Here is a 19,469-nt window from a genome sequence, read left to right on the forward strand (position 1 = left end):
ATCATGAGATATAGTATTTTAATTGTTGCCTTTCTGATGTTTAATCTCACAGGTTATTCACAAACAACTTCAGGGCAGGAAGACAGGATATATTGGGTCAACATATTATCTCAAATTGCCGACCCATTATTGAATAGCATGAGTAAGGGAGAACTAAAGAAGAACATGCCTGTAGAAACGATCTCCGGTGTGCCTAATCCATCCAATGCACGTACCACTCATCTGGAAGCTTTAGGACGCTTGTTTGTAGGAATAGCTCCTTGGCTGGAACTCGGCCCGGACAATACACAAGAAGGACAAATACGTGAGAAATACATCCGCCTGATGATTGAGTCCATCAATCACGGATTCAATCCCCAATCTCCGGATTATCTGAATTTTACAGTCACCCGGCAACCTCTGGTAGATACTGCGTTCTTTTGCCAAGGACTGCTGCGTTCCCCGAAACAAATATGGAGTAAACTATCAGCTGAAACCCAAAAGAATATCCTGAACGCTTTACAACAAGTAAGTAAGATTAAGCCGGTAGAAAGTAACTGGTTACTCTTTTCTGCTATGGTTGAAGCTACCCTGCTGGAATTGACTGGTAAATGTAATATGCATCCCATAGAGTATGCCATTATGCGGTTCAAAGAGTGGTATAAAGGCGATAGTTGGTATGGTGACGGAATAAACTTACATATGGATTATTATAACAGTTTTGTCATTCATCCAATGCTCCTGGATATTCTGGAAATCATGCAGAAACATAACAAAGGCGAAACCGACTTTTATAAAAAAGAACAGCTACGTTTCTCCAGATATGCCGAACAACAAGAAAGAATGATTTCTCCGGATGGAGCATACCCTGTAATCGGCCGTTCTATAGCATACCGTTTTGGAACGTTCCATGTACTTTCAACAGCAGCTCTAAAAGATTTGCTACCAACTACCATTACCAAGTCACAAGTCCGATGCGGCCTAACTGCTGTTATAAAAAGGCACATGGCTATAAAAGGGAATTTCGACGAACATGGATGGCTGACTTTAGGGTTTGCAGGACATCAACCACAAATAGCTGAAAGATACATTTCTACCGGCAGCCTGTATTTATGCTCTACTGTATTCACAGCATTAGGGCTTCCGGTCACCGATGAATTCTGGAGTGCCCCTTATGAAGAATGGACAGAAAAAAAAATATGGTCAGGTAATCCCAATGTAAAACTGGACAAGGCTATAAAACTATAAAACCCTCTAAAACAGATTATATATGAAAAAGATTCTCTCCTTATTTTTAGTATCAATAAGTTGTAGCCTGAATGCTCAACAACTTTTTTCATCAAAGATGGAGAAAGAAGATATTACCAAAGTTTGTAATGCCGTATCCGAGTGGCAAATTACCCATCACAACGAAGTAAAACATAATCCACTGGACTGGACAAACGGCGCTCTGTATCGTGGAATGACAGAATGGGGAAAAGTCTCGGGAAATCAATCTTGCTATGACTTTGTCCGTACTATCGGCGAAAAGCATAAGTGGAATATGTGGGACCGTGTATATCATGCCGATGATATTTGTGTGGGGCAAGCATTCATCGAGATGTACCGCAGATTTGATGACAAACGTATGCTACAACCTGTAATGGAACGGGCTTATTACGTAGCTTCGCATCCTTCAAAAGCTACATTACAAAAAACGGATGCTGTAGGAACAACGGAACGCTGGTCATGGTCGGATGCCTTGTTTATGGCACCTCCGGTTTATGCGGCTCTATATACAATAACCGGAGATAAAATCTATCTAAATTATATGGACAGTGAATATAAAGAATGTGTAGATTCACTATACGACAAAGAAGATCATCTCTTTTATAGAGACAATAAACGAATTCCTCTCCGTGAAAAAAATGGTAGTAAACAATTCTGGGGAAGAGGCAATGGTTGGGTATTTGCCGGCCTTCCTCTCATTATCGATAATCTACCTCTCAACTGCCCTTCACGTAACTACTATATCCGGTTATTTACAGAAATGGCAGAAGCAGTTCGCAAGACTCAATGCAAAGACGGGGATTGGCGTACCAGCTTACTAGATCCTGATTCATACAAAATGCCAGAGAATAGTTGTTCCGCCTTTATGTGTTTTGGTATTGCCTGGGGAATTCGCAATGGTTACCTGCCTCAACGAACTTACAAGCCGGTTATTGAAAAAGGTTGGCAATCGTTGGTAAAAGCTGTTCATTCTGATGGAAAGTTGGGATATATACAACCTGTTGGTGCTGCACCCAAAGCTGCCGGATTCGATGCAACAGATGTATATGGCGTAGGTGCTTTCTTATTGGCAGGAAGCGAATTATATAAATTGTCATGTACTTACCATTGATGTGATATCATCTCCCTTTATCATTATGTCCTACCGTCATTTATTATCAAACTGACCAACAGAATGTCTGGCAAGAATCCTGTCCAGACTTTCATCCACAACACCTATCATCTGAAGTTTGGATAATAAATGATAGTAGGAAGTTTTTCCTACTCCTTCTATTCTCAACAGACTTTTCCAACCTCTTCCCGATACGATTTCCAATAAGTCCTTTACCGTTCGAACATCTTGATTATACAAGACATTAGCCAGCCGAGTATCAGCTACTTTACAAACAGGCAATTGAAGTATCCACTCTTCCTGCCCAACATTTATATTCTTATTATTGTCTGCCAAGGATAAAAAACGAGCATCGATAGCACGCTTTCGATAAGTAGCCAATATATCTTTCTTCAATTTCAGCCCTTTAAGTATAGAATTATACATTTGTAATGTCTTCCCGGCACGTATAAAAAAATCGCTACATTTTTCTGTTAGCCGAGGAAACGCACAATCGCACACCACAAAGGCGTGCTACGTTCCAATGACATAAGGTACAAATACTTTTCGGAAAATAACAAGAGAGAGTCATAAATGTTTAGGAAAAATCAAGGACACAGGATTCTTTATCGCTTGTCACTATTTTCTAACATACTACAAATCAGGTCAAGTTATAGTCTCTAACTTTTCTTTATATCAAAATTATTGCTACCTTTGTTCCTATAAACAGAATATAAATAGAAAATGAAAACAACTGCTGAGATACTTGATATATTACGCGATTTCAAAGCACACTATGCTGAGAAATACGGAATAATCACTTTAGGGTTGTTTGGCTCTGCCGCCAGAGGAGAGCATGATGAAACAAGTGATATTGATATTTGTATAAAATTACAAGAGCCTAACTATTTTACGATACAGGACATAAAGGAAGATTTAGAAAAAATATTCCGTACAAAAGTGGACATCATCTCACTAGGGGCTATCATGCGCAATTTTTTCAAGAAAAGTTTAGAAGAAGATGCGATCTATATCTAAAGAAAAAATAGTAGGCATGCTGCATTTCGTTGAAGAACAAAGCTCTTTTATAGAAAGAACAACGAAACATCTAAATTCATACCATGACTTTTTAATCTCTGACTCTGCCATGGTCCTATTTAATTCTACTTGCATGTGCCTTCAAACAATAGGAGAAACAGTGAGGCAAATAGACAATCTTACAGAAGAAGCATTGCTAGTCGAAAATTATAAAGAAATTCCTTGGAAACGAATTATAGGCTTACGCAATATATTATCCCATGAATATGCTGCTATCGACCCCGAAGCAATATTCAATACCATAAAAATAGGAATTCCACCTCTATTAGCCACTATAAATAGCATTATTGCAGACATAGAAAACGGCAAGCATAACTCTTTATTTTAAAACAGTAATTTATCTAGCAACTCTGTTCTGTTTGTCTACGTCTCTTAGTATTCATTAATAGCTTGGTGCAGCATACCATTTCTTCCATTTTCATTCGTCTATTCCGGAGATTTTTCGTAAGTTTGCCACCAGTAAACAGAATATGAAAACAACAACAAACTATAAAAGCATTGAGAATCATGAACCAAAAAATTGACTTTAATGACATTCCTAAGAATTATCTATACTGCACCCACAACAAATGTCCGCGCCGCAATGAATGCCTACGCCATCAAGCGACACTCTATATACCGCAAAATGTTCCTGATTTCCGAACAGTCAATCCCAACCACATAATAGGAAACGAGAATAACTGCAGATTTTTCAATCCATACTGCACTTCACGCTTTGCATGCGGAATTGACCATATATTGGACAACATACCATATTCTACGGCTATCACCATCCGCAAAGAATTATATTCTTTGATGGGGCGCAGTATGTTTTACCGCATCCGCAACAAAGAACGGATGCTACATCCTGACGAACAAAAGCAGATTACCGCCGTCTTTCTAAAACATGGTATCGAAAACAAACCTGAATTCGACAAATATATCGATTTATTCGATTGGTAAAACCTTTATCAGGCTATAAAATTGCCGTTTCCAGACATTCTGACAAGGGGTAATACTCACGCCTATGAGAAAAATACTCATACCAATGGGAATATATTCTCATAGGTATGAGTATTTTTTCTCATAGGCGTGAGTGTAGTTGAGAATTTGTACTTCCCTGATAATGGTTGACTAGTTTAACCAGCCTTCTCTATAAGTTCCATTATCATTCGTGCAAACTCTTCAACAATCTTATGATTCTCTGATTGACTCACAACGTCCTCCTCATGAGTATCCAGTGCAAGATCCTCTTGCAATCGAAACATTTCCTCTTTTCCACACGTTATCAGTTGATCCTTTTTACACATATTCCAGGGAACGAAAGTCTTGCAGATAAAAAGTTCCATGCCGGACACCATCGTAGCCGACCCGAGCGAAATACCATCCGGACTAGTGTACCACACAGGATTCAGCAAATCTTTCATTTCTTCTTCACTCAAGAATAAATGATCGGCATTATAGTGCATAGCAGTGTTCGTTTTAAAATATCTTTTTATCAGATCCTCTCCGGTGAGTTCCAATCCCATCCGTAGAGCATATCTGCTAAAAAAATGAGGTGGATAAAAAGTCACACCGGGGAGAGAACCTTCTTTAGCCGGTAAATCGTATCGATAAACATACTTACCATGATCTGTTTCTCTAACACAAACAAGAAAACTATCAACATACTGTTTCAAACGTCGCTTACTCTTGGCGAAGAATATCAAAATCCATTTGTTCTTCCTGGGTGAAGTGACTGTAGAGAAAAGAAACATCGGAAATTTGCTTTGCCTGCGGAAATATTTTAGAGCATCCGGCATTTTTTTCTGCATGATTATGCTCACGTCCATATAGTCCTTTGCTACTTCATTCGCCAATTCCTCGTAGGACATTTGTGAAGTTATCATATTTTCTTTTTTAATGTTTTAAATTACTCGATAATGAGAACTGGCGAAACTGATACCAAAGCATCGTTCCGGCAATCATACTTGCTATCAGGTCGGAAATCGGCATACTGATCCAAACTCCTAGTTGTCCGTAGAAGTGTGGAAGGATCAGCAGACAAGGTATCAGAATTAGAACCTGACGGGAGACAGACAAAAATATAGCCTTGCTTGCCATACCTATACTCTGAAAAAAGTTGGAAGTCACCATCTGAAAACCGACAATGGGAAAGAACATGACCACAATACGCAGTCCTTTAGCAGAAATACGAACCAGTTCTTCATCCGTGGTGAAAATAGAAACTGCCAAATCAGGTATCAGCATCCCCATCAAGAAACCGACAGTAGTGATAAGGGTGGCTACATAAATCGTAATTTTCAAGACTTTCGTCACACGGGGATATTGCTTGGCACCATAATTATACCCGGCAATGGGCTGCATCCCCTGATTCAATCCCATCACAATCATGACAAAAAGGAATACCAGGCGGTTGACAATTCCAAAAGCTCCAATAGCCAAATCACCTCCATACTGTTTCAATCCTTTATTAATCAAAATCACGATAAAACAAGCTGCCAGATTCATCAGAAAAGGGGCCATACCAATTGCTAAAGAATCAAACACAATCTTCTTTTTTAACCGGAAAATACCTTTATGAAAATGTAACAGTTCCTCTCTATTAGAAAATAGTTTGAACTGCCATGCCAATGCGATAACCTGTGCAGTAATGGTAGCGATTGCCGCTCCTTGTATTCCCCAACCAAAGCCATAAATAAAAACAGGGTCGAGTATTGTGTTAATCACTACCGTAGCAATCGTGGCATACATCGCCTTCTGCGGATGTCCCGCCGAACGCAGTACAGCATTCAGACCTAAATAAAGGTGGGTGACGACATTACCCAACAAGATAACAACCATATAATCGCGGGCATAACCTACCGTAGCATCACTACCACCGAAGAAATAAAGAATAGGGTCGAGAAACAACAATGTGACGACTGTAAAAGCAAGCCCGATGATAATATTCAATACCAGTACATTGCCAAGTACCCGCTGTGCGGTATCGTAATCTTTCTGTCCCAATTTCACCGAAACCAATGTAGCCGCACCTACCCCCACCAAAGAGCCGAAAGCCGCGGCAAGATTCATTAGCGGAAAGGTTAATGCCAACCCGGAGATAGCCATCGCCCCTACTCCATGACCAATGAAAATACTATCTACCATATTATAAAGAGAAGACGCCGTCATGGCGATAATTGCCGGAATGGCATACTGCATTAAAAGCTTTCCAATCTTTTCCGTACCCAACGCAGTGGGTGTCTTTTGTCCTGTCATACCTATTAGTTTGAGGGTGCAAAGATACAAAAAAGAGACGGATTACAGGATATATGAGAAAAGTTTCGTATTTTTGCCCACAAAATTGAGTTAATACGTAACGAAATGAATATATTAGAACTAAGTGAACAGGAAATTATTCGACGTAACAGTCTGAATGAGCTTCGTGCAATGGGTATTGATCCATACCCTGCAGCAGAGTATGTAACCAATGCTTTCTCTACAGATATTAAAGCTGAATTTAAAGACGACGAAGAGCCACGGCAGGTTTCCGTAGCCGGCCGTATCATGAGCCGCCGCGTGATGGGTAAAGCATCTTTCATCGAATTGCAGGACTCTAAAGGTCGCATCCAGGTGTACATCACCCGCGATGATATCTGTCCGGGAGAAGACAAGGAACTGTACAACGCTGTATTCAAACGCCTGCTCGACTTAGGTGACTTTATCGGTATCGAAGGTTTCGTGTTCCGCACACAAATGGGTGAAATCAGTATCCATGCAAAGAAACTGACTGTACTGGCAAAGTCTATTAAACCGTTGCCAATCGTTAAATACAAAGACGGAGTAGCTTACGACTCTTTTGAAGACCCCGAACTCCGTTATCGCCAACGCTATGTGGACCTGGTAGTAAATGACGGCATCAAAGAAACATTCCTGAAACGCGCCACTGTAGTGAAAACATTGCGCAACGTTTTGGATGAGGCTGGTTACACGGAAGTGGAAACTCCTATCCTGCAATCTATTGCCGGTGGAGCCAGTGCACGCCCGTTCATCACTCACCATAACTCACTGGATATAGACCTTTACCTACGTATCGCAACAGAGCTTTATCTGAAGCGACTGATCGTAGGTGGTTTTGAAGGTGTATACGAAATAGGTAAGAACTTCCGTAACGAGGGTATGGATAAAACTCACAATCCGGAATTTACCTGTATGGAACTTTATGTTCAGTATAAGGATTACAACTGGATGATGAATTTCACCGAAAAACTGCTGGAACGTATCTGTATCGCTGTAAACGGCTGTACGGAAAGCGTTGTCGACGGAAAAACGATCAGTTTCAAAGCTCCTTACCGCCGCCTGCCTATCCTGGACGCTATCAAAGAAAAGACAGGATACGACCTGAACGGCAAGAGCGAAGAAGAAATCCGCCAAGTTTGCAAGGAACTGAAAATGGAGGAAATCGACGAGACAATGGGTAAAGGCAAGCTGATTGATGAAATCTTCGGAGAATTCTGCGAAGGTACGTATATCCAGCCGACTTTCATCACCGATTATCCGGTTGAAATGTCTCCGCTGACCAAGATGCATCGTTCTAAACCGGGACTAACCGAACGTTTCGAGTTAATGGTGAACGGTAAAGAGCTGGCTAATGCTTACTCGGAATTGAATGACCCGCTGGATCAGGAAGAACGTTTCAAAGAGCAGATGCGTTTGGCCGACAAGGGAGACGATGAAGCGATGATTATCGATCAGGACTTCTTGCGCGCTTTACAATATGGTATGCCTCCTACATCGGGTATCGGTATCGGTATCGACCGCCTGGTAATGTTAATGACCGGACAGACCACTATTCAGGAAGTATTATTCTTCCCGCAAATGCGTCCGGAAAAAGTAGTGAAAAAAGACGCTGCCGCTAAATATATGGAATTGGGAATCGCAGAAGACTGGGTTCCGGTGATCCAAAAAGCCGGTTACAACACTGTAGCTGACATGAAAGATGTCAATCCGCAGAAGTTGCACCAGGACATCTGTGGCATTAACAAGAAATATAAATTAGAACTGACCAATCCGTCGGTAAACGACGTAACTGAGTGGATACAGAAAATTTAATAAGTTCTTCATCCAAATCCATACAAATGAAATTACCCGGCAAGATAGCGATAATGGGCGGAGGAAGTTGGGCTACAGCCATCGCAAAGATGTGTCTGGCCCAGGAAGACTCTATCAATTGGTATATGCGGCGAGACGACCGCATTGCCGATTTTAAACGATTAGGGCACAATCCGGCTTATCTGACAGGAGTGAAATTCGATACAAGACGCATCACGTTCAGTTCCAACATCAACGATGTGGTGAAAGAATCGGATACACTGATTTTCGTCACTCCCTCTCCTTATCTGAAGGCGCATCTGAAAAAACTGAAAACCAAGATAAAAGATAAGTTTATCATCACCGCTATCAAAGGAATCGTACCCGATGACAACGTTATTGTATCGGAATACTTCACAAAAGAATATGGTGTACCACCAGAAAACATAGCAGTCCTTGCAGGCCCCTGCCACGCAGAAGAAGTAGCCTTGGAACGCCTCTCCTACCTGACTATCGCCTGCCCTGACAAAGACAAAGCACGTATCTTCGCACGTCGTCTGGGAAGCAGCTTCATCAAAACATCTGTCAGTGATGACGTAGCGGGTATCGAATACAGTTCGGTACTCAAAAACGTATATGCCATCGCTGCCGGTATCTGTAGCGGTCTGAAATATGGCGACAACTTCCAGGCTGTTTTGATCTCCAACGCCATTCAGGAGATGAACCGTTTCTTGAATACGGTGCATCCGTTGAACAGAAACGTGGATGAATCTGTTTATCTGGGGGATTTATTGGTGACCGGTTACTCCAACTTCAGCCGCAACCGAACTTTCGGAACGATGATAGGTAAAGGGTATTCCGTTAAGAGTGCGCAAATTGAAATGGAAATGATTGCGGAAGGTTACTATGGTACGAAATGTATCAAAGAAATCAATAAGCATCATCATGTCAATATGCCGATACTGGACGCAGTATACAACATTCTGTACGAACGTATCTCACCAATGATCGAGATTAAACTGTTGACTGACTCTTTTAGATAAAAAAATATTAAGTATTAAGTATTAGGCATTTAAGTATTACCCGCAGGTACTCATACTTGACAATCCATACTTGATGACTAATACTTAATACTTAAAACTTAATACTTAAAAAATATGATTAGTTTAAACATTGAAAAAACATTTGGATTCATCTCCAAAGAAAAGGTTTTTGCTTACGAAGCTGAAGTAAAAGCCGCACAGGAAATGCTTGAAAAAGGTACAGGCAAAGGTAACGACTTTTTAGGATGGTTGCATTTGCCTTCTTCTATCACTAAAGAACACCTGGCCGACCTGAACGCTACTGCAAAAGTATTAAGAGACAATTGTGAAGTAGTAATCGTAGCCGGTATCGGTGGTAGCTATCTGGGTGCCCGTGCCGTCATCGAAGCCTTGTCTAACAGCTTCACTTGGTTGCAGGAAAAGAAAACAGCTCCTGTCATGATCTATGCAGGACACAATATCAGCGAAGATTATCTGTATGAACTGACTGAATATCTGAAAGACAAGAAATTCGGTGTCATCAATATCTCCAAATCAGGAACTACTACTGAAACAGCGCTTGCTTTCCGTTTGCTGAAAAAGCAATGTGAAGATCAGCGCGGCAAAGAAACTGCAAAGAAAGTAATCGTTGCCGTGACGGATGCCAAGAAAGGTGCTGCCCGTGTAACAGCCGACAAAGAAGGATACAAAACATTCATCATCCCCGATAACGTAGGCGGACGTTTCTCTGTCCTGACTCCGGTTGGTTTGCTGCCTATTGCAGTGGCCGGGTTCGATATCGACAAACTGGTTGCCGGTGCTGCCGACATGGAAAAAGTATGTGGTTCGGACGTTGCATTTGCTGAAAACCCTGCTGCTATCTACGCTGCTACCCGCAATGAGTTGTACAGAAACGGTAAGAAGATCGAAATCCTCGTTAACTTCTGCCCGAAACTGCACTATGTAAGTGAATGGTGGAAACAGCTTTACGGAGAATCTGAAGGAAAAGACAATAAAGGTATCTTCCCTGCATCGGTAGATTTCTCAACAGACCTCCACTCTATGGGTCAATGGATTCAGGAAGGCGAACGTTCTATCTTCGAAACGGTGATTTCAGTAGAAAAGGTTAACCACAAACTGGAAGTTCCTTCTGATGAAGCAAATCTGGACGGTTTGAACTTCTTAGCCGGCAAACGTGTGGACGAAGTGAACAAGATGGCCGAATTGGGAACACAGTTGGCTCACGTAGACGGTGGTGTACCTAATATGCGTATCGTACTTCCGGAATTGAGCGAATACAACATCGGTGGTCTGCTCTATTTCTTCGAAAAGGCTTGCGGTATCAGCGGTTACTTGCTAGGCGTGAATCCATTCAACCAACCGGGTGTGGAAGCATACAAAAAGAATATGTTTGCGTTGCTTGACAAACCGGGGTATGAAGAAGAATCTAAAGCAATCCGTGCAAAACTGTAATCAAGAACGTTTTTATAAACGGTAAACTATAAACAATGAACGGTGAACAGCTATGCTATATGCATAGATTTGTTCACCGTTCATTATTCATTGAAATCCAAAATGGAGACATTCCTAAATGTCCCTATTTAGTTACAATTTACCGACTTACTTTGCTAGTTGCTACCACTCGTCAATTTTCACTTATCATCCTCCGCTTTCGTCTTCAAACCGATTTCTTCCTGTGCTCCTTCACATTCGGCTTTGGAAGAAAGATAGAACTCTAATTTTACATCGCCGTTCTTATCTACTTGTTTGATGGTTGCAATCACCATAATTTTAGCTTTTGACACACCATCCTTAAAACGAAGCTGTCCCTTTTCCACATCTGTCAGATTTCCCTCTGTAGATACTTCTGTTTTCTCAAAGATGAGTTTAGTATCCACTTCATCATCATTCTGAAGTCTAAAGGTTTTCAGTTCAGCTCCATTTCCATCCAAAAGCAGAAGAGCTTTCACTTCGTCCCCCACCTTCAAGGCCGGCAATTCGTCCCTCTGATTCGCATAGTCTTTTTCACCGGAACCGGAACTTTCATCCTCCGATTCAACCTTTGCATAAAGCTTTTCTATCTTGATAACAGGACTTTCCCCGCTATCAGAGCAGGCGCCTAAAAACAATGGTAGCAACAATAATACTCTCTTTTTCATGCTATCGTCGAGTTTATAACGTTACAAAAATACACATATTCTTCTAAACAACAAATAATTATACAAGTAATACGCCGCAATTCAGTAGTGCCGAACAGTCTATGCGACAAGAGTTGGCAGTACATACCACATGGCAAGTAATCACTAAACTATCTTCCCGTTCTAACTTATCTCTCGTTTTTTATCGTTATCTTTGCCTCGTATACAACTGTAGATTAAGCGAATCAAACTAAAAAGAACAAATAAAATGACAGGAAATTTATTAAAGAAATCCAGTGGATTCATATTATTATGTAGCATATCATTGCTAATGCTCGTAATGACCGGTTGCCAGGAAGCCAAACTCAAGACAGTGATCGGAGTAGCCAACAAACAGTGTCCGATAGACATGGGAGCAGTCGGTACGATCACCAGCATCATCTACGACGGGAATAACGTAGTGTACACGCTGAACATGAACGAAGAGATTACCAATATAAAGATATTGAAAGACAATCCGGAAAGCATGAAATCATCTATCACAATGATGTTTCAAAATCCGGCAGCAGATGTAAAAGAGATGCTCAAGTTGATGGCAAAATGCAATTCCGGATTACACATGATATTTGTAGGGAATAAGTCGGGCGAACAAGCGGTTTGCGAACTTACCGCCGAAGAACTGAAAGAAGTGATTAATACAAATGCCGACCCGGCACAAAGCGGACAAACAAAGCTTGAAGCACAACTGAAAATGGCGAACCTGCAATTCCCGATGCAAGCCAGCGAAGAAGTCATTGTCGAAAAAATCGAGGTCATAGGCGAATCGGTTGTTTATATATGCAGTGTGGACGAAGAATTGTGTCCCATCAGCCAGATTGAAGAAAACGCAGCAGAAGTGAAAGAGGGTATTGTATCAACACTGGCAAGTCAGACCGATCCCGCCACCCAGATATTCATCAAAACCTGTGTAGATAACAATAAAAGCATAGCTTACAGATATATCGGCAAGGAATCCGGTCAGCAATACGATGTGATTATTCCTCTGTCTGATCTGAAGAAAATGCTTATAGAAAAATAAAATATCATCTTAAAAAGATTCTGCAACGTACCAAAGTATGAAAAAGAAACTGAAAGCCGTCCTGTTTGACATGGACGGCGTACTTTTTGACTCTATGCCCTATCATTCGGAAGCCTGGCATACAGTAATGAAATCTCATGGACTCACTCTTAGCCGCGAAGAAGCATATATGCACGAAGGACGGACAGGAGCCTCCACTATCAATATTGTTTTCCAACGTGAACTGGGCAGAGAAGCTACCCAGGAAGAAATAGAAAGTATCTATCAGGAGAAAAGTGTTTTGTTCAATTCGTATCCCGAAGCAAAACGTATGCCCGGTGCATGGGAGTTGCTACAAAAAGTAAAAAAGGACGGACTGATTCCGATGGTGGTCACTGGTTCCGGCCAACTATCCCTGCTCGAACGGTTAGAGCACAACTATCCGGGAATGTTTCGTAAAGAATTGATGGTTACAGCGTTCGATGTAAAATATGGTAAGCCCAATCCCGAACCGTATCTGATGGCATTGAAAAAAGGCGGACTTAAAGCTGATGAAGCCATCGTAATAGAAAATGCCCCGTTAGGAGTGGAAGCCGGATACAATGCGGGTATCTTTACAATAGCCGTAAATACAGGTCCTTTGGACGGACAAGTATTGCTGGATGCCGGAGCCGATCTGCTACTGCCATCCATGCAAGCACTAAGCGACCATTGGGATACGCTGTTTGAAAAGAACACCTAAAAGCTGAAAAGATAATTTATTCTTCAAAACAGGAGAAAAACATTGAAAAGAAGGAATATAAATCGTATTTTTACAGGAGTTTAATTCACTTAGATTCCATCTAAGCCAACGCAGATTCTACTATGCAAAAGTTATTATCCTTACCACCCAATTTGATCCATTGCTTCCACGAACTGGAAGAAGTCAACCATACCGATTGGTTTTGTACATCAGACCCCATTGGGAGCAAACTAGGCTCCGGCGGCGGAACGACATGGTTATTGCAGGCCTGCCATCAGGCATTCGCGCCACAAAAATCTTTCGGCAACTGGATAGGAGATGAAAAAAGAATATTGCTACATGCAGGCGGACAAAGCCGTCGCCTGCCCAGCTACGGACCTTCCGGCAAAATATTGACTCCGATCCCGATCTTCAGTTGGGAAAGAGGACAAAAACTCGGACAGAATCTATTATCATTGCAGCTCCCGCTCTATGAAAGGATTATGAATCAGGCTCCGGCCGGTCTGAATACGCTGATCGCAAGCGGAGATGTATATATCCGTTCGGAAAAGCCACTTCAGGATATTCCGAATGCAGACGTAGTATGCTACGGCTTATGGGTAAATCCTTCCTTGGCAACCCATCATGGTGTATTTGTTTCCGACCGGAAAAAGCCGGAGGTTCTCGACTTCATGTTACAGAAACCTTCTCTTGAAGAATTAGAAGGATTATCGAAAACTCATCTTTTCCTGATGGACATCGGTATCTGGATTTTGAGTGACCGCGCCATCGAAGTATTGATGAAACGGTCATTAAAAGAAGGAACCAATGATATTAATTATTATGACTTATACTCGGACTACGGCTTGGCTTTGGGAGAGCATCCCAAAACGGAAGATGAAGAAATCAATCAGTTATCCGTAGCCATATTGCCTTTGCCCGGTGGAGAATTCTATCATTATGGCACAAGCCATGAACTGATTTCTTCTACTTTAGCCATACAAGACAAGGTACGCGATCAAAGAAGGATCATGCACCGGAAAGTAAAACCGAATCCGGCCATCTTTATCCAGAACTCTATCACACAAGTTTCCCTTTCTGCAGACAATGCCAACTTATGGATTGAGAATAGTCATGTGGGAAAAGGCTGGAAACTGGGTTCCCGCCAAATAATAACAGGAGTTCCCGAAAACCAATGGAACATCAACCTGCCGGATGGAGTCTGCATCGACATTATCCCTATCGGCGACAATGACTTTGTTGCACGTCCGTATGGCTTGGATGATGTGTTCAAAGGAGCGTTGGACAAATCAACGACTACCTATCTTAATATCCCTTTCACCCGCTGGATGGAAGAAAGAGGAATTACCTGGGAGGATATAAAAGGACGCACCGATGATTTACAATCAGCATCTATCTTCCCCAAAGTAACTTCTGTTGAAGATTTAGGCATATTAGTGCGCTGGATGACATCGGAACCCCAACTGGAAGAAGGGAAAAAACGTTGGCTGAAAGCAGAGAAAGTTTCTGCCGACGAAATCTCGGCAGGCGCCAACCTCAAGCGTCTTTATGAACAGCGCAACGCTTTCCGTAAAGAGAACTGGAAAGGACTGGCGGCTAATTATGAAAAAAGCGTATTCTATCAACTTAACTTACTGGATGCCGCAAACGAATTTGTACGTTTCAACCTGGATACTCCCGATGTCCTGCAAGAAGATGCCGCACCCATGCTACGGATACACAACCGAATGCTTCGTGCACGCATCATGAAACTACGTGAAGACAAAGATTGCGCAAAAGAAGAACAGGTAGCCTTTCAACTGCTTCGTGACGGTTTATTGGGAGTGATGAACGAACGTAAAAGTCATCCCACACTCAACGTTTATTCCGATCAGATTGTATGGAGCCGCAGCCCTGTACGCATTGATGTGGCAGGAGGATGGACGGACACTCCTCCCTACTCTCTTTATTCAGGAGGAAGCGTTGTCAATCTTGCCATCGAACTGAACGGCCAACCGCCGCTGCAAGTATACGTTAAACCTTGCAAAGAATATCATATTACCCTTCGCTCCATTGATATGGGCGCAATGGAAGTGATACGAAATTACGAGGAACTGCAAGATTACAAAAAAGTGGGTTCTCCATTTTCCATCCCCAAAGCCGCCCTTACGTTGGCAGGTTTCGCGCCGGCATTCTCAACAGAATCCTACCCTTCTTTAGCCAAACAGCTGGAAGCTTTCGGCTCGGGAATTGAAATTACCCTGTTGGCTGCTATTCCTGCTGGCTCGGGTTTGGGCACCAGTTCTATCCTGGCATCCACCGTGCTCGGAGCAATCAATGATTTCTGCGGACTGGCTTGGGACAAGAATGATATATGTAGTTACACATTAGTATTGGAACAACTACTGACCACAGGAGGAGGTTGGCAGGATCAATATGGCGGTGTTTTTTCCGGCATTAAACTACTGCAATCCGAAGCAGGTTTCGAACAGCATCCATTAGTGCGCTGGTTGCCCGACCAACTCTTTATTCATCCCGACTACCGCGACTGTCATCTGTTATATTATACAGGAATAACCCGCACTGCCAAAAGTATTCTGGCGGAAATTGTCAGTTCCATGTTCCTCAATTCCGGTCCACATCTAAGTATGCTAGCCGAGATGAAAGCCCATGCAATGGATATGAGTGAAGCTATCCTGCGCAGCAACTTCGATAGTTTCGGTCGATTGGTCAGCAAAACCTGGATACAAAACCAGGCATTAGATTGCGGAACCAATCCGCCGGCAGTAGCAGCCATTATCGAGAAAATCAAAGATTACACCCTGGGATACAAACTCCCCGGAGCAGGTGGTGGCGGTTATTTATATATGGTAGCCAAAGACCCTCAAGCAGCCGGACAGATCCGACGGATATTGACAGAACAAGCTCCCAACCCACGCGCTCGTTTTGTAGAAATGACGCTTTCTGACAAGGGACTTCAGGTTTCAAGAAGCTAAAGAAGAGGCATTGCCAGATTACCGGTCAATCTCATTCAGAACCACAAAAAACAAGCTTGGACAGATTCAAACGAAATGTCCAAGCTTCAATTTTTCAATGCCATAATGATCTGTTTTACATGTTGAGACTTGAAATAACTGTAAAGTAAATCATAATAATGATAAAACCAATAGCTCCGATAATCAGCGCTACACTAGCCCATTTCTTTTTTCTAGCTTCTTCCATTCTAATTTATATTTATGGGATTAATATAATTTATCGTCAGATATCTACTTCCGGAAAGCTATAAATACACTATATCAACATCATTTTTTTACTTCTTCATCGTTACAAAGTTAGCATTTTCTATGAGATTTCAATCATCTAAAACAACTTTTCATTCTCTTTAGACTAAATTATGCAACTACGGATAATAATATGGAACACAAGATTTTATCTATTACTGTTTTTTTATCATGTGAAAGTTGTATATTTGCATAATCGACAATTCTGGTTGAACAAGGAAAAGAATCAAAACACAAAAGGTCATGACTAAAAAGGACGCTATAAAAATATTCGAAGATAAAAAGCTCTGCGCTGTAACATCATATACCATACATGGGCTGAAAATACAATAATAAAAAGCCGTACTCTCTGCAAGTACAGCTTTAAAGTACACCCGAAGGGAATCGAACCCTTATCTGAGGTACCGGAAACCTCCATTCTATCCATTGAACTACAGGTGCTTATACAAATTTATCAGGTTAGAAAAAACGCTTCATCCGCTTAAATAAAGAAGCCATTCTTTCTAAATGCGAGGACAAAAGTATAAAAAATCTTCTCATCTTCCTAATGATTCTTCTTTTTTTATAGTTCTTAAGGTACTTCCCCATGTTAAGACACTGTTATTTTGAAATGCTTTAGAGCATTTACTTTATCAAATTGACAATCTTTTAGAGAATATCCATTACATATATCAATTTTATTCCTATCTTTGCCGACAATTAACATTTAACAAACCTATGAGTTACTTGATAAAACCTAAGAACTATAATCCGCTACTCGACCTCAAACAGACCGAGCTGGGAATCAAGCAAATAAAAGAGTTCTTCCAATTAAACTTGTCATCCGAGCTACGCCTTAGACGTGTGACTGCCCCCCTTTTCGTATTGAAAGGAATGGGTATCAATGACGATTTGAACGGAATAGAACGACCCGTTTCTTTCCCTATTAAAGATCTGGGCGATGCACAAGCCGAAGTGGTTCATTCATTGGCTAAATGGAAAAGGTTGACCTTAGCTGACTATCATATCGAACCCGGATATGGTATTTATACGGATATGAACGCAATCCGTTCAGACGAAGAACTGGGCAACCTGCATTCTCTCTACGTAGACCAGTGGGACTGGGAACGTGTCATCACCAATGAAGACCGGAACGTAAACTTCCTGAAAGAGATCGTCAACCGTATTTATGCGGCTATGATCCGTACAGAATATATGGTATACGAAATGTATCCGCAAATCAAGCCGTGCCTGCCACAAAAGCTACATTTCATCCATTCAGAAGAATTGCGCCAACTTTATCCGGATCTGGAACCCAAATGTCGCGAACATGCCATCTGTCAGAAATACGGAGCTGTGTTTATCATAGGCATAGGCTGCAAACTTAGCGACGGCAAGAAACACGACGGACGCGCACCGGACTATGACGACTACACAACCAAAGGATTGAACGACTTGCCCGGACTAAACGGCGACCTCCTTCTGTGGGACAATGTACTGCAACGCTCCATCGAATTGTCATCTATGGGAATCCGTGTTGACAAAGAAGCCTTGCAACGTCAATTGAAAGAAGAAAAAGAAGAAAAAAGACTGGAACTTTATTTCCACAAGCGATTGATGAATGATACCCTTCCACTATCCATCGGAGGAGGTATCGGACAATCCCGCTTGTGTATGTTCTACCTTCGCAAAGCTCACATCGGAGAGATACAAGCCAGCATCTGGCCCGAAGATATGCGCAAAGAATGTGAAGAACTTGATATACACCTTATATAACAAACTATGAACGTACAAATTGAAGAAAGCTGGAAAGCACATTTAAAACCCGAATTCGACAAAGACTACTTTCGCACACTGACCGATTTCGTCAAAAGCGAATATAGCCAGTATCAGATCTTCCCTCCGGGAAAACTGATCTTCAATGCTTTCAACCTTTGTCCTTTCGACAAAGTGAAAGTTGTAATTATAGGACAAGATCCTTACCATGGACCGGGACAAGCACATGGTCTCTGTTTCTCTGTAAACGATGGAGTGCCTTTTCCCCCTTCATTAGTGAACATATTCAAAGAAATCAAAGCCGACATCAGTTCAGACGCCCCAACCACGGGAAACCTGACTCGCTGGGCAGAACAAGGAGTTTTATTACTCAACGCAACCCTGACGGTACGTGCCCACCAAGCAGGTTCACATCAGAATCGTGGCTGGGAAACATTTACCGATGCTGCAATCCGTGCCCTGGCAGAAGAAAAAGAAAACCTGGTATTTATCTTATGGGGATCATACGCTCAAAAGAAAGGAGCGTTTATCGACCGCAACAAGCATCTGGTGCTCACCTCTGCCCACCCCTCTCCTCTTTCAGCTTACAACGGCTTCTTCGGAAACAAACATTTCAGCCGTACAAACGATTACCTGAAAACCCATGGAAAAACAGAAATCGCATGGTAGTTGGAGAAGTTGAGAGTGGAGAGTTGAGAGTTAAGAATAAAGAGTAAAGAGTAAAAAAATGGCTGCACTATTCGTCGAATGATAGCGCAGCCATTTTTCTTTTTCTAGGGATATTCAGTAAATGTTCCTCTTTCTAAAAAATCAAGAGAAAAGCTTTGCTTTACGTGAGCTTTTCTCTTGATTTTTTCGTTCAACTCTCCCAGTCTTCTATCTTTTTTGTAGAATATTGTTTACATATTCTTATTTTTTCCTTCCCACCCATGCATTATGTACATGTCTTTTTTAGGGGAAGTTAAAACCTCTCCTGTTTTTCCTGTTATTTTAGTTAGATTATGCTG

The 19,469-nt window shown here is 41.7% G+C and carries 15 protein-coding genes, 1 tRNA gene and 2 pseudogenes; 13 read left to right on the forward strand and 5 right to left on the reverse strand.

Annotation, left to right across the window (positions count from 1 at the left end):
- The first annotated feature begins 3 nt into the window (after positions 1-3).
- Together BSAG_RS22055 and BSAG_RS22050 are read left to right on the forward strand one after the other, a co-directional pair.
- Entirely contained in the window at positions 4-1,227 is a 1,224-nt protein-coding gene (locus BSAG_RS22055) for a DUF2264 domain-containing protein (protein ID WP_004313484.1), read from the forward strand.
- A 22-nt stretch (positions 1,228-1,249) separates the two neighbouring features.
- Positions 1,250-2,359 (forward strand): glycoside hydrolase family 105 protein, encoded by a 1,110-nt coding sequence (locus BSAG_RS22050; protein WP_004313485.1) that lies wholly within the window; start codon positions 1,250-1,252, stop codon positions 2,357-2,359.
- 36 nt (positions 2,360-2,395) lie between these two features.
- Here BSAG_RS22050 and BSAG_RS22045 read toward each other — a convergent pair.
- Positions 2,396-2,809, reverse strand: a pseudogene (locus BSAG_RS22045) (hypothetical protein); the annotation flags it as partial.
- A gap of 273 nt (positions 2,810-3,082) precedes the next feature.
- On the opposite strand from BSAG_RS22045, the gene BSAG_RS22040 reads away from it, so the two are divergent.
- From BSAG_RS22040 to BSAG_RS22030, 3 genes are all read left to right on the forward strand, one after another.
- Entirely contained in the window at positions 3,083-3,376 is a 294-nt protein-coding gene (locus BSAG_RS22040) for a nucleotidyltransferase family protein (RefSeq protein WP_004313487.1), read from the forward strand.
- Positions 3,360-3,764 (forward strand): DUF86 domain-containing protein, encoded by a 405-nt coding sequence (locus BSAG_RS22035; RefSeq protein ID WP_004313488.1) that lies wholly within the window; start codon positions 3,360-3,362, stop codon positions 3,762-3,764. The genes BSAG_RS22040 and BSAG_RS22035 overlap by 17 nt, the downstream gene beginning before the upstream one ends.
- 179 nt (positions 3,765-3,943) lie before the next feature.
- On the forward strand, positions 3,944-4,378 hold the full coding sequence (locus tag BSAG_RS22030; RefSeq protein WP_008024954.1) for a DUF6078 family protein: 435 nt from the start codon (positions 3,944-3,946) through the stop codon (positions 4,376-4,378).
- Between the two features lie 176 nt (positions 4,379-4,554).
- On the opposite strand, the gene BSAG_RS22025 is transcribed toward BSAG_RS22030, so the two are convergent.
- Together BSAG_RS22025 and BSAG_RS22020 are read right to left on the reverse strand one after the other, a co-directional pair.
- Complete coding sequence (locus tag BSAG_RS22025; protein ID WP_008770726.1) at positions 4,555-5,304, reverse strand: hypothetical protein; 750 nt, start codon at positions 5,302-5,304, stop codon at positions 4,555-4,557.
- A 10-nt stretch (positions 5,305-5,314) separates the two neighbouring features.
- Entirely contained in the window at positions 5,315-6,706 is a 1,392-nt protein-coding gene (locus BSAG_RS22020; RefSeq protein WP_008997277.1) for an MATE family efflux transporter, read from the reverse strand.
- 75 nt (positions 6,707-6,781) lie between these two features.
- On the opposite strand from BSAG_RS22020, the gene lysS reads away from it, so the two are divergent.
- The 3 genes from lysS (at position 6,782) to BSAG_RS22005 (ending at position 10,983) form a co-directional block, all read left to right on the forward strand.
- Positions 6,782-8,509 carry a lysine--tRNA ligase gene (lysS, locus tag BSAG_RS22015; RefSeq protein ID WP_004299379.1) on the forward strand — a complete coding sequence of 576 codons (1,728 nt, stop codon included), beginning with the start codon at positions 6,782-6,784 and terminating at the stop codon, positions 8,507-8,509.
- A 26-nt stretch (positions 8,510-8,535) separates the two neighbouring features.
- Positions 8,536-9,531 carry an NAD(P)H-dependent glycerol-3-phosphate dehydrogenase gene (locus BSAG_RS22010; protein ID WP_004299378.1) on the forward strand — a complete coding sequence of 332 codons (996 nt, stop codon included), beginning with the start codon at positions 8,536-8,538 and terminating at the stop codon, positions 9,529-9,531.
- A gap of 114 nt (positions 9,532-9,645) precedes the next feature.
- Complete coding sequence (locus tag BSAG_RS22005; protein WP_004299377.1) at positions 9,646-10,983, forward strand: glucose-6-phosphate isomerase; 1,338 nt, start codon at positions 9,646-9,648, stop codon at positions 10,981-10,983.
- A 179-nt stretch (positions 10,984-11,162) separates the two neighbouring features.
- On the opposite strand, the gene BSAG_RS22000 is transcribed toward BSAG_RS22005, so the two are convergent.
- Positions 11,163-11,669, reverse strand: a complete 507-nt coding sequence (locus BSAG_RS22000; RefSeq protein ID WP_004313491.1) for a DUF5035 domain-containing protein — start codon at positions 11,667-11,669, stop codon at positions 11,163-11,165.
- Between the two features lie 247 nt (positions 11,670-11,916).
- On the opposite strand from BSAG_RS22000, the gene BSAG_RS21995 reads away from it, so the two are divergent.
- The 3 genes and pseudogenes from BSAG_RS21995 to BSAG_RS21985 all read left to right on the forward strand — a co-directional run.
- On the forward strand, positions 11,917-12,726 hold the full coding sequence (locus tag BSAG_RS21995) for a hypothetical protein (RefSeq protein WP_008024965.1): 810 nt from the start codon (positions 11,917-11,919) through the stop codon (positions 12,724-12,726).
- Between the two features lie 37 nt (positions 12,727-12,763).
- The gene (locus tag BSAG_RS21990; RefSeq protein WP_004313493.1) at positions 12,764-13,447 is read left to right on the forward strand and encodes an HAD family hydrolase; all 684 of its coding nucleotides are present in this window, start codon (positions 12,764-12,766) and stop codon (positions 13,445-13,447) included.
- A gap of 119 nt (positions 13,448-13,566) precedes the next feature.
- A pseudogene (locus BSAG_RS21985) lies at positions 13,567-16,422 on the forward strand (bifunctional fucokinase/fucose-1-phosphate guanylyltransferase); the annotation flags it as partial.
- A gap of 654 nt (positions 16,423-17,076) precedes the next feature.
- On the opposite strand, the gene BSAG_RS21980 reads toward BSAG_RS21985, so the two are convergent.
- Positions 17,077-17,148: transfer RNA gene (locus BSAG_RS21980), tRNA-Arg, on the reverse strand.
- A 276-nt stretch (positions 17,149-17,424) separates the two neighbouring features.
- Between BSAG_RS21980 and asnA the strand changes: the two genes are divergently transcribed.
- Together asnA and BSAG_RS21970 are read left to right on the forward strand one after the other, a co-directional pair.
- Positions 17,425-18,462 carry an aspartate--ammonia ligase gene (gene asnA / locus BSAG_RS21975; protein ID WP_004299370.1) on the forward strand — a complete coding sequence of 346 codons (1,038 nt, stop codon included), beginning with the start codon at positions 17,425-17,427 and terminating at the stop codon, positions 18,460-18,462.
- 6 nt (positions 18,463-18,468) lie between these two features.
- Entirely contained in the window at positions 18,469-19,131 is a 663-nt protein-coding gene (locus BSAG_RS21970) for a uracil-DNA glycosylase (protein ID WP_004313495.1), read from the forward strand.
- Positions 19,132-19,469: the final 338 nt, after the last annotated feature.

Source organism: Bacteroides sp. D1 (genome assembly GCF_000157095.2).
GTDB lineage: Bacteria > Bacteroidota > Bacteroidia > Bacteroidales > Bacteroidaceae > Bacteroides > Bacteroides xylanisolvens.

Bases quoted from the DNA above. Each gene is read 5' to 3' on its own strand.
- BSAG_RS22055 (WP_004313484.1), top strand. From the start codon at position 4: ATGAGATATAGTATTTTAATTGTTGCCTTTCTGATGTTTAATCTCACA.
- BSAG_RS22050 (WP_004313485.1), top strand. From the start codon at position 1,250: ATGAAAAAGATTCTCTCCTTATTTTTAGTATCAATAAGTTGTAGCCTG.
- BSAG_RS22040 (WP_004313487.1), top strand. From the start codon at position 3,083: ATGAAAACAACTGCTGAGATACTTGATATATTACGCGATTTCAAAGCA.
- BSAG_RS22035 (WP_004313488.1), top strand. From the start codon at position 3,360: ATGCGATCTATATCTAAAGAAAAAATAGTAGGCATGCTGCATTTCGTT.
- BSAG_RS22030 (WP_008024954.1), top strand. From the start codon at position 3,944: ATGAACCAAAAAATTGACTTTAATGACATTCCTAAGAATTATCTATAC.
- BSAG_RS22025 (WP_008770726.1), bottom strand. From the start codon at position 5,304: ATGATAACTTCACAAATGTCCTACGAGGAATTGGCGAATGAAGTAGCA.
- lysS (WP_004299379.1), top strand. From the start codon at position 6,782: ATGAATATATTAGAACTAAGTGAACAGGAAATTATTCGACGTAACAGT.
- BSAG_RS22010 (WP_004299378.1), top strand. From the start codon at position 8,536: ATGAAATTACCCGGCAAGATAGCGATAATGGGCGGAGGAAGTTGGGCT.
- BSAG_RS22005 (WP_004299377.1), top strand. From the start codon at position 9,646: ATGATTAGTTTAAACATTGAAAAAACATTTGGATTCATCTCCAAAGAA.
- BSAG_RS22000 (WP_004313491.1), bottom strand. From the start codon at position 11,669: ATGAAAAAGAGAGTATTATTGTTGCTACCATTGTTTTTAGGCGCCTGC.
- BSAG_RS21995 (WP_008024965.1), top strand. From the start codon at position 11,917: ATGACAGGAAATTTATTAAAGAAATCCAGTGGATTCATATTATTATGT.
- BSAG_RS21990 (WP_004313493.1), top strand. From the start codon at position 12,764: ATGAAAAAGAAACTGAAAGCCGTCCTGTTTGACATGGACGGCGTACTT.
- asnA (WP_004299370.1), top strand. From the start codon at position 17,425: ATGAGTTACTTGATAAAACCTAAGAACTATAATCCGCTACTCGACCTC.
- BSAG_RS21970 (WP_004313495.1), top strand. From the start codon at position 18,469: ATGAACGTACAAATTGAAGAAAGCTGGAAAGCACATTTAAAACCCGAA.